Annotated in this window: 8 protein-coding genes; 7 read left to right on the top strand and 1 reads right to left on the bottom strand. The window is 44.3% G+C overall.

Features of this window, described 5'->3' with window-relative positions; all coding sequences use genetic code 11:
• Positions 1-386: 386 nt before the first annotated feature.
• From I3252_RS00040 to I3252_RS00020, 5 genes are all read left to right on the top strand, one after another.
• Positions 387-2,567 (top strand): TonB-dependent receptor, encoded by a 2,181-nt coding sequence (locus tag I3252_RS00040; RefSeq protein ID WP_238033801.1) that lies wholly within the window; start codon positions 387-389, stop codon positions 2,565-2,567.
• Positions 2,568-2,644: 77 nt separating this feature from the next.
• Positions 2,645-3,910, top strand: a complete 1,266-nt coding sequence (locus tag I3252_RS00035) for an HmuY family protein (RefSeq protein WP_238033791.1) — start codon at positions 2,645-2,647, stop codon at positions 3,908-3,910.
• A 341-nt stretch (positions 3,911-4,251) separates the two neighbouring features.
• Positions 4,252-5,391 carry a siderophore-interacting protein gene (locus tag I3252_RS00030; RefSeq protein ID WP_238033788.1) on the top strand — a complete coding sequence of 380 codons (1,140 nt, stop codon included), beginning with the start codon at positions 4,252-4,254 and terminating at the stop codon, positions 5,389-5,391.
• 306 nt (positions 5,392-5,697) lie between these two features.
• On the top strand, positions 5,698-7,986 hold the full coding sequence (locus I3252_RS00025) for a TonB-dependent receptor (protein WP_238033786.1): 2,289 nt from the start codon (positions 5,698-5,700) through the stop codon (positions 7,984-7,986).
• A 112-nt stretch (positions 7,987-8,098) separates the two neighbouring features.
• Positions 8,099-9,817 carry a multidrug ABC transporter permease/ATP-binding protein gene (locus I3252_RS00020; protein ID WP_238033777.1) on the top strand — a complete coding sequence of 573 codons (1,719 nt, stop codon included), beginning with the start codon at positions 8,099-8,101 and terminating at the stop codon, positions 9,815-9,817.
• Positions 9,818-9,932: 115 nt separating this feature from the next.
• On the opposite strand, the gene I3252_RS00015 is transcribed toward I3252_RS00020, so the two are convergent.
• Entirely contained in the window at positions 9,933-11,441 is a 1,509-nt protein-coding gene (locus tag I3252_RS00015; protein ID WP_238033767.1) for a PepSY domain-containing protein, read from the bottom strand.
• Between the two features lie 353 nt (positions 11,442-11,794).
• Here I3252_RS00015 and I3252_RS00010 point away from each other — a divergent pair, with 353 nt between their 5' ends.
• Together I3252_RS00010 and I3252_RS00005 are read left to right on the top strand one after the other, a co-directional pair.
• Positions 11,795-13,984, top strand: a complete 2,190-nt coding sequence (locus I3252_RS00010; RefSeq protein ID WP_238033765.1) for a TonB-dependent siderophore receptor — start codon at positions 11,795-11,797, stop codon at positions 13,982-13,984.
• Positions 13,985-14,089: 105 nt separating this feature from the next.
• Positions 14,090-14,671, top strand: a complete 582-nt coding sequence (locus I3252_RS00005; RefSeq protein ID WP_238033761.1) for a siderophore-interacting protein — start codon at positions 14,090-14,092, stop codon at positions 14,669-14,671.
• The last annotated feature ends 33 nt before the right edge of the window (positions 14,672-14,704 follow it).

Here is a 14,704-nt window from a genome sequence, read left to right as displayed (position 1 = left end):
CGATGATGATTGATGTTTGATAAGACCAATGCCTGCTGTACTACAGGACTTGCAATGATGCAGCAAGGGTGTATTTATCAAACAGATTTTTATCAATTACCGCTTCCAATTCATCATTTATAATTTTGTCTCTAGGCTTCGGGCGAGATCATTATGGCAACATTTTTTCACTTTGTAAATAATAATAATTATCATTTACATCTTGATAATTATTATCTTTTGAAATACTATGTCTGGGCTTTGTTACTTAATCTAGTGAATCAAGTAACCAAACCTTTAATAATTAATACTATGAAACGGTCGCTTTAGATCACTCTTTTTGTAGCAAAAGGTCTTTAAGCAACGCGACTTTCTTACTTTCTCTTTTTACGATGGCTGTTTTATTTATGTCAATTTTAGCGTTTGATTTATCGTTGACTCATACGGGACTAAACACCCATCCCTCACCGCTGCGTCGTAGCCCACTAGCCATAAGTGTGGCATTAGCATTGTTTGCATTCACGTCAGTTTCAGTCCAAGCAGCGCCAATTTTCGCAGAGACGAATGGTGATATGCCCGACGATGCAGCCATGCCGAGCACACGTTTAGACCCTATCGTGGTAACGGCGACTCGCTCTGAGCGCGCTTTAAGTGATTCGCCAGTTGCCCTGCAAGTACTCAGTCGCCAGCAGCTCGATGACAACCATGCTCATACTTTAAAAGACGCGCTGGCCTTGTTGCCCAATGTCTACTTACGTGAAGTCCACGGCAAGACAGGTTACGAAGTCAGCATGCAAGGCTTCACAGGTGATCAAGTATTGGTGTTGATTGATGGTTTACCGATCACAGCCAGCACTGGCTCGACAGTAAATTTGAATCAATATATGAATATGGATATTGAACAGATAGAGGTGGTGCAAGGAGCGGCGTCAGCGCAGTTTGGTAGCGCGGCGATGGGCGGCGTCATTAATATCATCACCAAACCCATTGGCGCGGCAACAGGACATATCACCACCGAGATTGCCAGCAATGGGCAGCAAAATCCATCTGGTAAAAAGCTAGATGCCAATAAGCGCTATGTAGAAGCCAGCGTGGAAGGGGCATTGGATAAAAACCAGCGCTTTCACGCTCGTCTATCAGGCTCGTATCTGGACAATGATGGCTTAAGCTTAGACCATGAAGCATGGCCCAGATTAAAAGATGCCAGCGAGCAATCACAAGTCAGTGCCCGCCTCAGCTACCGCCCTGACGGTAACGACACATCAGGTAATAACAATGACCGCAACGATAACCGACTGGTCAAAAATTCTCAATATTGGCTAGAAGCCAGTCACTATAAAGAAGACGATATTAGTCGCTTTAATTACTATGTCGCGCCGCGCTATTTGGCCCAGCAAAGAGATGAGCAAATCACCAAGCAGCGCTTTAGTATCGGGGCGCGCGCTGATATCGCGCCGCATGTCGATGATCGCAGCAGGACTTATCGATTGTCCGCTCAAGCGCTGCATGAGGAATATCAAAGCGAATCCAATACTAAAACACAGCAAGCCATCACTAGTGCCCGTGATACAGAGATTAGTACGACGTTGGCGCAAGCCCAGCTCGACTTACCTGAGCTATTGCTATCCGATAAGCACCTTCATCTTATCCAAGTCGGCGGTCAGGTTCAGCAAGACAAGTTAAGCCAAACGAAAAACCAAGTCAGCGAGCTTATCAGCGATGACGTCAGCCGTGATGTCGGTGAGCTGTATCTACAAGATGATTGGCTGATCGGCGATAACTGGGAAGTATTGAGCGGTATTCGCTATCAAAACGATGAAGACTTTGGTGGTCATACGGCGCCAAAAGTATCACTCAAATACAACCATTTGGATGCCAGCGGTCGTGACCATGTCTTTCGTAGCAGTATTGGCGGTGGTTATCGCGTGCCCAATCTAAAAGAACGCTACTACGTCTTTGACCATAGCAATTTAGGTTATAAAGTCATGGGCAATCCTGACTTGCAGCCTGAAACCTCAACCAGTTACCAGATCGGCTATCAAGGTCAACTGAGCGACACCGTGAATTTGACGGTCAATGGTTTTTATAACGAGATAGATGACCTGATCCAAACCGATGAAGACAACGCTACCTTCGACGGTAACATCGCCATTTATAAATATATGAACGTTGATAGCGCCAAAACTTATGGCGGCGATATTGGCCTTGACTGGCAAGTGGACGAGCGCGCCAAACTACAAGCCAGCTACGCTTACCTCAAGACGCATAACAATGTGACGGATACCGAGCTGACTTATAAACCCAATCACAAAGCGATGCTAGCACTAGATTATCAGCTTAATGACAAATTACAGCTAATCCCGCGCCTCAATTATGAATCCAAACAGCTGATTAGTACCAGCGAGCAGGCGTATTCACCGTCTTGGTGGACGCTCGATAGCAAACTCAATTATGACGCCACTGCAAACTTGAGCTTGTATGCAGCGATTAATAATATCTTTGATGTGCAGCGTGATGTTACCGATACCAGTGACTACCGTCCCATTGATAATCGCGAGTGGTTACTTGGCGCCAGCTACCATTGGTAAGCCTTTGATTCACAATCATTCTAAAGCAAGTGTATTTGTACCCTCTATCTGAAACCACAACCATCAAGGAAGCTGATATGACCCCCATTTCCCCAGCAATTCACACCAAGCCGACCAAATTAACATTACTGTTTAGTAGCAGTATTTTAGTACTCAGCATGACTGGCTGCGGTGGCGGCAGTGATGGCTCGAGTAGTGGTAATACCGGAAATGGCGGCACTACCCCGCCTGTGAGCAGTGCCAGCTTTAGCGAAACGGCCACTTGGCAAGTCACCAATCTAGCGCCTAATACTGCGACCTGTTATGACTTTGATGCCAAAGCTGAAAGCTCGTGTGCTGAGGATAAGTGGGATATCAAGTTTGATAATCAAGCGCGTTCGGTCAAGCTTTGGTCAAATAGCGGTGATTCTGGCGCAGGTAAAGGCGGCGTTTTTGGTTTAATCGATTGGTCAGATTTGAGCCGTTATAGCAATGCAACTCAAGATCCTGATACCAGTCGTGATATTACCATGCACTACAATGAAGACCGTAGTGGCGGTATTTTTGATGCAGAGCCTTGGTTTGAATACAATTTAAAAGACAACCATCAACTCTACCCGAACAATCGTGTCTACCTTGTCACCACAGATAATAGCAGTGCCATGACAGACAGCAGCGTACAGCAGCCTATTTATGCCATGCAGATTACCAACTACTATAATAATGCTGGAACCTCGGGCTACCCTACTCTGCGCTGGATTGATACGGCGCTACCGAACAAGGTACAGACGAAAACCATCGATGCCTCAAACAATGATAACTGGGTCTATTTTGATCTAACCACAGGACAAAGTAGCGCCGATAAAAACAGCTCTTGGCAGATTGGCTTTAAGCGTAATAGCGTCATTTTAAATGGTGGCGATTCTGCGATTGGCACTAATAAAAGCAAAGTTGGTGGCTTCTTATCAAAAACACCAATAGGGTATTATGATGATAAAGGTGAGCCCATTGTCAGCAAGTTTATAACCGATGGTAGTGCGGCGACTTTAACCGACCTTACCAACACCGCTGTGTACGATAAACCGATGAGTGCCAGAAGCTGGGTCATTGATAGTAAAGGCTCGGATCTCAATCCTGCTTATACGGGTAATTTCCCGAACCTAGACTTTGGCTGGTATACCTACAATGGCATGACCCATCAACTAAATGCCAAAGCGGTTGACAGCGCTCAAGGCGCGCTCATTAGATCCGCTGAAGGCAATAGCTATGCCCGAGTGCGTTTGGATAAAATCAATTACCCTGATAGCTCAGCGACGACCGCGACCTCATGGGAATTTAAAATAGACATTCAACCTGCTCCTTAACACTCTACTGTTCGACTTTAGCTCGCCCAACTCATTTTTGTAAGCTATTAAACCTTGCAAAAATAGGTTGGGCGATCACGTTTATACACAGTTTAAGAGTCACCACTGCCAATCATTACAAGAAAGCTATTAATCATTCGATAACACCAGTCCTTTTATGATTGTAAATAAATTAACCTATGGTATATTATCGTAATAAAAATATAGATGACATTAATAATCATTAACATTTGAATGTTTTAGAATTATTACATTTCCATCTTGCCCTTAACCAGCAGCCAATCATTTTTAAAAAAAATTTTGCTGAATAATTATTTGAATTTTGGCTTGGACGACATTTTATGGCTCAACCACTTACTCAGTACGATTTCGATAAAACACCGCTCGACATGGCTGACAAAGCCCAGTTTATGAGTCATGTCAATGAAGAGCATCAAGATGAACTCGCGATGTTTATCAATGCCTTTACTACCACGGCAGTGAGTGAGCACGAGATCGCCTCGATAACAGAGCTGTATACTGATGGGATATTAATGGATGTCACAACCGCCCATCATGACAACGATACCTTGACAAACAGCAGCAAGCTCAGCCGTCAATATTTTATCGATTTTACAGTTCCTATTAGTGACTCTATGACGCTACAGGAGCAATATATAACGCTATTGCAAACCTCTGCCAATAAGCTTGGCAAGCGCACGATCAAGCTTCAAGAACAGCGTTTTACGGTCATTAATGGCTATTATGCCAGCCCCAATATGTATCGACTGCTGGTAACCGCACCCGATAGTACGCCACTCTCTCATCCGGGCTACGCGTATTTGTTTGAGCTGAATTCGGACGGTCTATCTGCTATGAAGCACCAGTCAAAAGACCATTCAAGAGATAGTGACAAACCTTTACAGCGCTACTATACCTTGCGAAAAGCATGGCGAGATTCGAGCAGCTCGTCCGTCCAAGCGTGGATAGATGTCTACATTCACGGCGACACGGCAGGAGGCAATTGGGCGCGCGCACTTAACTGTGACAGTCAAATCAAAACAGTACGTGAATATCCAGAGAAAATAGAACATCTCAGCACTGGTCAGTGCTTACTCATCTGTGATGAAACCTCCTTGCCTACGGTGGCCAATCTATTGGAAAACTGGCAGAATCCATTGCCGCCCCTCGTCATTGCCATCACTAATGATCCAGAGGATATCAGTTATCTACACACCCTAACGCTCAGTAATCCACTACGCCATAATGCGCATTTTTTGCAAGATAATGTGTGCCAGCTGGTTAATACCCCAACAACTGATATTACTGAGCAAATAATGGCATTATTAAATACACAATTTGCGCGACTGCCTGTCAATATTGACAAGGTATGGGGCGCGCTGGAAGCAGCGGATATCAAATCATTACGACAGCAACTAAAGGCAACCCTTGGGTTATCACGTCAGGATATGGTCATTAAAGTCTATTGGCGTGCGCAATAAGCATTATGTTTTTCATAAGTGGCATTTTTTACAAACAGCAAGCATTTAATAAGTAGCAAACATTTAGTTATAAGCAGAAAGCATTTAGACACTTACCAACCACTTGTGCTGACTGCTAAATTGAGCGATTAGCAATCTTTGCTGCTGTCATAGCGTAACTAATCAACTTTAGACGACTTACTACTTTGCCTAACAAAAACGTACACTTAACACGATAAAAATATATTGAGATTTAATCCAGTAATATATTGTAATGAAAATGATTATCATTATAATAAGCATTTAATCTATGTGCTGGAAATATTCATGCAACTGTCTCGCTTATACTCTGCTTTATTTCGCCCTACTCTATTGAATATGTCTCGCCATCCCTTGTCATTAAAATCACTGTGCTCATCTTGTCTGTCCACATCGGTAATACTACTGGGTGCAAGCCAAGCCGCGTGGGCACAAACAGATTTAAGTGCTGACGCTCAATCCGATACCCCAAGCGTGGTACTCGATGAGATTGTCGTGACCAGTAGCGCCGACGCGTCAGCCGATGGACTGCCAGATGCCTATGAAGGTGGTCAAGTAGCGACAGGAAGCCGTGTCGGAATCTTGGGCAATCAAGACATCATGGACACGCCGTTCTCCACTACCTCATATACCAATGAGTATATCGGCAATCAACAAGCCCAAAGTGTGGGCGACCTGCTCAAAAAAGACCCAACTGTTCGTGTCGCTAGAGGCTTTGGCAACTTTCAAGAAGCGTACTTTATGCGTGGCTTTGTCACAACCTCTGATGACACCATGTATAACGGTCTATACGGCATACTGCCAAGGCAGTATATCGCAACGGAATTGTTCGAGCGTGTTGAGGTTCAGCGCGGGGCATCCGCCATGCTCAATGGCGCAGCACCCAGTGGTGGTAACGCCGGTGGTACGATTAACCTGCTGCCCAAACGAGCTGGCAATGACCCGCTACGTAAGGTGACACTCGGTTATGGTCAGGGCGATCAAGGCAAAGTTGCCGTAGACGTCAGTGATCGCTTTGGTACTGATGATGCGTTTGGCGTTCGCTTTAATGCCGCTTATCAAGATGGCGACAGCGCGATTGATGATGAATCTTCAACACTGAGTCTGGCAGCGTTAGGATTAGATTATAGAGGCGATCAGTATCGACTATCAGCTGATTTGGGCTGGCAAGACAACAAACTCAAAGAGACCCGTCCTAGTGTCACACTTGCTGGTGTTTCTAGAGTACCAAAAGCACCAGACGGCTCAAAGAATTGGGCGCAGCCTTGGACGTATTCAGATGAAGAAGATGTCTTTGGTACCATTCGAGGAGAATATGATTTTACTGATAATATTACCGCTTATGGTGCTTACGGTGTGCGAAGTGGTGAGGAAGAAAACTCACTGGCCAATCTAACCGTCAACAATGTTGATGGTGCAGGTACGTTTTATCGCTTTGATAACTCTAGAAAAGATTTGGTACAAAGTGCTGAGCTCGGTCTGCGTGGTAAATGGCAAACAGGTGAAGTGGCTCATAATTGGGTACTAGCAGCGGATCTCTATGACCAAGAAGAAAAAGGGGCCTTCGCCTATGATTTTGGTAATCAACCCGTGACCAATTTGTACCATCCCACCGACTACGCTGAGGTACCTTTTACAAGCACAACAACCTTTGGTGGCAACTTAGACAATCCAAAATTGACCAATGAGAAGCAATTCCAGAGCTTTGCGCTAGCCGACACCATATCATTGTTCGATGACAAGTTAAAAACTACTTTAGGTGTGCGTCATCAGAATCTAAAAACCACCAGCTATAATCCTAATACTCAAGTACAAACTGCTGATTACGATAAAAGCGAGTGGACACCAAGTATTGGTATTGTCTATCAACCGAGCATGGACTGGTCTGTTTATGGTAACTATATCGAAAGCCTAGCGCCAGGTGCAAGGGCACCTCTGACTAATAATGGTGGTGCTGTCACCAATGGTGGTCAAAATTTAGACCCTTATGTGAGTGAGCAAACTGAAGTTGGCGTTAAGTATGACAATGGTTTGATTGGCAGTAGTTTGGCAATATTCCGCACTAATGAGCCGCGTGCTTATTTCAATGACGCCAATACGTTTACCGCTGCTGGAGAAAATCGACATCAAGGGGTGGAATTGACTGTATTTGGTAGCACAAGCGAAAACATGCGCTTCAATGCTGGTGTTACTTACTTAAATGCTGAGCAAAAAGACACGGGCGATGCGACGTTCGACGGCAACCGAGTCATCGGACTGCCCACGCTACAAAGCAACGTCAACCTAGAATATGATTTAGCAGCAGTTGAAGGATTGACGGTGACCGGTGATATCATTCACACAGGCGCACGTTATGCCGATGCCGCCAATAGCTTAAAAGTCGACGGTTATACCACGCTAGATCTAGGTGCTCGCTACAAAACCATGCTTGCTGGACAAGACGTGACGCTAAAAGGCGTGGTTACTAACGTGACAGGAGAGGACTATTGGCAATCAGTGGGTGGTTATGCGGGTGCTGGGTATTTAAATGCCAGTGAGCCTACTGCCCTAAAAGTGTCAGCGGCTTTCGACTTTTAAGACCTGCCCATTAAACCATGTTTATAAGACTTAGATAAAAGGGATTAGGCACAACCTACTCCCTTTTATACTATCAAAAATACGCAAAAAACCATTTTATTATTGAGCCATTATGTCCTCTCGCACCACCGTTTCTTTATACCATATGATTTGGGCACACTATCGCCTGCCCTTTCTTAAAGTTATCTTTCTTAATTTGGTTAATGCGGCTGTCAGTGTGGGCATCATCGCTTTCATCAATCACACCTTCATCAGTCAGCCTGTTTTTAATACCTTATCGTGGGCAAGTTTGGGTCAATTCTCAGCCTTGGTTGTCCTGCTATTGGTCACTACTTTTTTATCACAATATGCCTTAACCCGTCTCGGTCACAAGTTTGTCTATGAGCTCAGAACCAAGCTGGTCAAACAAATCATCGATACCAACGTCCCACAAATAGACCATTTGGGTAGCGCACGATTACTCGCCAGCCTGTCCTCAGACATTCAATCAATTACCGTTGCCTTTGTCCGCATGCCAGAATTGGTACAAGGGGTGATTTTATCTACTGGGGTCGCTCTTTATTTGGGCTGGCTGTCATTGCCACTATTACTGATTATCATGGTTTGGATTGTGATGACCATTTGGATAAGTACTATTCTGGTCAAACATGTCTATCACCATCTCACCGCCATCAGAGAGATCAATGATGAGTTATATGCAGATTATCAATCTATAATAGAGGGCCGTAAAGAGCTCGCGTTGAACCATCACCGCGCCGAAAAACTCTACAAACATGATTTTTTAAATCATGCCCAGTCTTATCAAGAGCGAATTATTAAAGCGGATACGTATCATTTATCGGCAGTGAACTGGTCGAACATCATGATGTTTGCAGCGATTGGTGTGGTGTTTGCCGTATCCAACTATCTTGATATACCCATGGGCGTAGCGACCACTTTTTCTTTAACCATTCTATTTATGCAGTCACCTCTGCTCCATGCGGTTGGTGCTTATCCAACCATGCAAACAGCGCAAGTTGCCTTGGACAAAATACAATCGTTAGAATTGGCGGAGTGCCAATCAACCTTTATAACGGATATTGTGGTCAACAACTGGCAGTCCATATCATTCAATGATATTAGCTATCGTTATGCAAGTATTGATACCGATGCAAACGAGGTAATGGTCAAAGAAAATGAAAATGAAAATTCTACCGATATCCTAAAATCGGTTAATCTGATTTTGAAACGTGGCGATGTGGTGTTTTTAATCGGGGCAAATGGTAGCGGCAAGTCTACGCTTGCAAAGATTATTACAGGCATTTTCACCCCTAGCATCGGTGCTGTAAAAATAGACAGCCAGCTCGTTGACTCAGAAAACAACGCCGATTACCGACAGCTTTTTTCTGCCATTTTTAGCGATCAGCATCTTTTTAAACAGCTGATTGGTAGAGAGGGACAGCAACCCGATGAAGCGCTCGTAAATACATGGCTACACAAGCTCAATTTGCAAGATAAAGTCAGCGTGACTGACAACCAATTATCGACAGACAAGCTATCACAAGGACAACGCAAGCGCTTGGCCATGCTCATTGCCGTGGCTGAACAAAAAGACATACTGCTACTCGATGAATGGGCGGCTGACCAAGATCCTGCCTTTCGCCGCGTGTTTTATCAAACACTGATACCTGAACTCAAAGCCTTGGGTAAAACACTGTTTATCATCAGTCATGATGACGGTTACTTTGAACATGCAGATCGATTATTACTGATGAAAGAAGGCCGATTGATTGAGTTAAATGCTGAAGAGCGGCAACGTGCCAGTGCCGATGCCATTGCTATGTTGGCGTAAATACTGGCTTAGTAAAAGGTTAATGGCGAACAATAAAAAATCGAGGCATCTTTTAGAAAGTTGCCCCGATTTTATTTAGATAAAAATGACTTTTTGAATGGCTCTCTTATTTTATTTAATTTCTAAATAATAATTTCTGTAAAAACCCAACCCGTGAAATGACTAAAAAGTCCAGTAATCCGATAGCGACAATCGCTATGATGGCGGTCGGGAATATGATTGCCACTGCTAACAAAGGAATGGCAAACGGCCACCATATAGAAAAACTGAGACCACGCGCTGGTGGATTCAGTCCAAGCTTTTCACTGGTATGACGGGGACGGCGTTGCCACCACATGATGTAACCGCTCACACAAATAGCAATAACCGCTAAGCAAAAGAGGACATTGACCAATACGCTCCACCATCCAAGCGTCCCCATATGAATCGCAATGCCTGCCGCCATAAATTTACCAAAAGCATTGTAATCATCAAAGCGGATATCTGCCAAAATATTGCCCGAATAACGATCGATATGTACCGTACGATCAGCCATTGGATTTTTCATATCATAGCTCATTGAGTCTTGGCTAATCGTCCAGACGCCCGTACTACCCTGTGGCAGATTTAATTGGTAACGTCCGACAACACCAATCTCACGGGCAAATCGATCTACAGTATCGATCATAATCGGTATATTGGACGCGATACCATCCTTGCCGCCAACAGCGCCAGATGCTGGCATTGGTGTCAATTCAAGCACCCAAGGCACATCTTTGGTACTACCCGTATTTAGTGCATCACCATGCGTGGGTGCTGTGGCTGGTGTTGCTCCATGAACGTGCGGCGTGGCTTCAGCGTTATTCATATCCATACCAACATGATGTTGACTGTGATCAATAGAAAGCGGCATTGGCGCAACGCCCCATTTGCCCGCAGGAAACTGACTCCATGCCTGTACCATACGCTCGCCCCAGATGCCTGCCCATGCCATTCCTGAAATACAGAAAAACATTAGCAACACAGATATCCAACTGCCCAATGTCGCATGAATGGTACGTATGAATGAGCGTTTTTTCTTATTATTTACAGCATCATTGGGTATAAGCATGGCTTTGAGTGATTTGCGTTTTTGCCACCACAAATACCAACCCGTTAGAATCATTAAAATCGTCAATGAGGCAGTGGTTTCTTGGATATAATCACCGACTTTGCCCAATAGTAAATCGGCATGAATATCATTAAAGGTATAGTACAGACCACTATTAGTCGGTGTGCTTTTGACGATATCAGCCGTATAAGGATTCACCGCCACCATATTCTCATGACTGTCTGACTTAACTTGAAACAAGGCAACGGTGTCCGTATCACGAGGCGCGATATATTTCACCAGTGTGCTGTTAGGTAAAGTGTTCAACGCGTTTTTAGCTTGCGTAGAAATAGGTGCTGTCATCGCTGAATCTGGGGAGGTAATGGTGAGGCGGTCATCATCACGACCTGCGATGTCAGACATCAACAGCATGCCAAGTGCGCTGCAAGCTAGGATAATTAGGAAAGGTGCTATAAACATTCCCGCATAAAAATGCCAACGCCATACCGTAAAATAGCGTTGAGTATTGGTTGATTGACTTGTATGTCTGTTCATAAATATGACCTTTAACAATCTTTGGTTGCTCAATGAACGACCTAGACCTATTAATAGTAGTAATAAATCCTGTCTGCCGGTTGATCTAAAAGTTGATTCCAAATAGACGGCTGCATCATACGAGAAAAGCCCTGTAAACACCATTGCTTATAGTCAAAAATTATCGTCATATTAGAGCGTTTCCTCAATCTTCATGTTTGCATCATAGTCATCTTGATGGGCTAAAAATGAGGCTGCTTCACTCGACATCTTACTAAGAACGCTTTGTTTGTAAATTTTTAATGATAATGATAATCATTAATGTTATTATTCCTTTTCTTTCGCTTCCGGCATTTGATAACTTACAAGGAAATATGATGCGTCTTATCTCAACGTCTACATCCATTCGTCAAAAACGTTTAACTCTCGCGGTGCAATTGGGATTGGCAATGGGTTTGAGCCACGCAGCTTATGCTGAGACGATGCCGAATAACATCGAAAATAGTGTTAATAATGAGACCGTGACACCATCAACCACCTTGGATACCATTACTGTCTATGCCGACAACTATCGTAGTACGGGCACCAAAACAGCGTTAGATCCTAATGATGCGCCCATGAGCTATACGAGAATCGATCAAGCGCTGTTACAAAAACGTCAAGCAGACAGTGTCAATGCAGCATTACGTTATGAGCCAGGGGTAAGTACTGAGAGTCGCGGTACGGTGTCCATCTTTGATGAATACAATATTCGCGGTTTTAAAACTTACTCCAATTTTTACGATGGATTAAGACTACCCTACGATGGGGCTTGGAATCTGATGCCGCAAGTCGATATCTACGCAACAGAAGCAGTCGAAATAGTCAAAGGGCCCGCATCCTCACTCTATGGCTATGCATCTCCAGGTGGCATGGTCAATCAAGTCGCCAAAACCCCAAAAAGCACTCAAGCAACTGAGGTACAGTTGCGACTCGGCAATCAAAACCTAAAAGAAGTGGCGGTCGATACGACAGGACCTATCTCAGACACGCTCAATTATCGACTGGTGGCGTTAAAACGACAAAAAGATGGGCAGATGCAGACCACAGAAGAAGAACGCACACTGATCAATCCGTCACTGCAATGGCAACCGACAGAAGATGTGTCCGTTCTTGCCAATCTGTTTTATCAGGATGATCCAGAGATGGTGCCTTCCACCCCATTGCCTGCCGTTGGCACTGTCTACTATGCCAGCTATGGCAAACTGGGCAGTGATGCCTATGCCGGCGATGAGTGGAATCGCTTTAGCAAAGAAGTACTCATGCCAAGTGTCACGGTGAACTGGAACATCAATGATACGCTCACCTTTAAACACATTCTGCGCTATACCGACGCCGACGCGCAGCAGCGTAATATGTACAACAGCGGGTTTGTAAGCGGTAGTGATAAGATACTAAATCGCGTGGCCTACACCACCGATGAAAGTATGAACAACTGGACCACGGACAACCAGCTTGCTTATCAGTTAGATACTACCAGTACCTCGCACAATTTATTATTTGGTATTGAGTATCAAGAGACAGACAGTACCGCCACTTATTATGATGCTGGCGCAAATGGCACGCCAAATCTTGACTTATCCAATCCAGATTACTCACAAATAAATGCCGATACGTTGCCTTTAGAGGCTTATCGTCAAAATGAAAACATTGAACAAAGCCAGCTTGGTTTTTATATACAAGATGAAATGAAATGGCAAGATTTGATAGTAGTAGCAGGCTTACGTCATGATAACTTTGATAGTATCACTAAGCAAACCAAGGCTTCTGAAGGTGCCATCTATAGTGATAGAACCATTGACAATGATGCCTCGAAAACCAGTGGTCGTCTCGCAGCTATCTATGACTTTGATAATGGGCTATCTCCTTATGCTAGTTATTCTCAGTCGTTTCAGCCAGTGGTCGGTAGTAACTTTATTACCAATGCGCCATTTAAGCCAACGACTGCCGATCAGCTAGAGGCTGGTGTCAAATATCTCTCTGCCAATCGCGCCACGCAAGGAACATTAGCAGTATTTGATATCACTCAAAAAAACGTCGTGGTGGCTGACGAAATTAACTATAGAAGTCAAACACAAACGGGTGAAATTACCTCCAAAGGCTTTGAAGTCTCAGGCAGCCACATGCTTAACGACTGGGTAGATATTGCCGCCAGTTATAGCTATACCGATGCTGAAATTACAGAAGATGAATTCAACCCTGATTTGGTTGGCAATACCCCTGCGCAAACGGCTAAGCACAAGGCAACATTGTGGGCAGATTATTACGCTACTGACAAGCTCAGTCTCAACGCTGGCGTGCGCTATGAAGGCGGTATGCAACTTGATAAGCAAAACTCAGACGAATTACCAAGCGTGACTTTGGTAGATATTGGCGGTAATTATCAAATCAATCCGATGCTCACTGTCGGCGCGAGTATCAACAATCTCTTTGATAAGACCTATGTCGGCGCTTGTTATGATATTAACAATTGCTGGATGGGACCTGAGCGCCAAATGTCCGTCAGCCTAAAAGCCAATTTTTAGGCAATGTAGAACTTACCATTACTAGAGAATATCAATCTTATAGAGTGGTCTCATCTCAAATGATGACCTAAACTATCGAATAGTTAAATGAAGGAAAGTATTAATATGGCAAAACCTACCCCAAGAATGCTAGATGTAATTGGCAGTAAATACCTCACCCCACATATGTGCCGTGTCACGCTTGGCGGTGCTGGACTGACTGATTTTCCGGCAGATCAAGAAAGCGCGTACATTAAGCTGATATTCCCTCAAGGCGATGACACTCGACCATTGATGCGCACCTATACCGTCAGCCTTCAACGTGATGACGAAATAGATGTCGATTTTGCGTTGCACGAGACAGAAGGCCCTGCTTCAGCATGGGCACGTAACGCCCAAGTGGGCGAGCAAATATTGGTAGGCGGCCCTGGACCAAAGAAGCTGATTAACAATGAGGCTGATTGGTTTTTATTGATCGGTGATATGACAGCGCTGCCGGCAATTACCGTCAATCTTGCCCAGCTACCTGCTGACGCACACGGCTATGCAGTCCTTGAGATTACCACTGAAGCAGATAAGCAACTACTCAAGAAGCCAGACAACGTTGACATTCATTGGGTGATAAACGCACATCCAAATGAACAAAGCAGCCCATTACTTGATCGCATTAAAACGCTTACGTGGCTATGTAGTGGTCAACTAATTTAGGACAACTGATAAGAGGTTTTTATTAAAATAGCG

The sequence above is a fragment of the Psychrobacter sp. Ps4 genome, assembly GCF_022129285.1.
Lineage (GTDB): Bacteria > Pseudomonadota > Gammaproteobacteria > Pseudomonadales > Moraxellaceae > Psychrobacter > Psychrobacter immobilis_A.
Note: the sequence above shows the minus strand (reverse complement) of the source record. Positions and strands in the feature narration are given on the sequence as shown.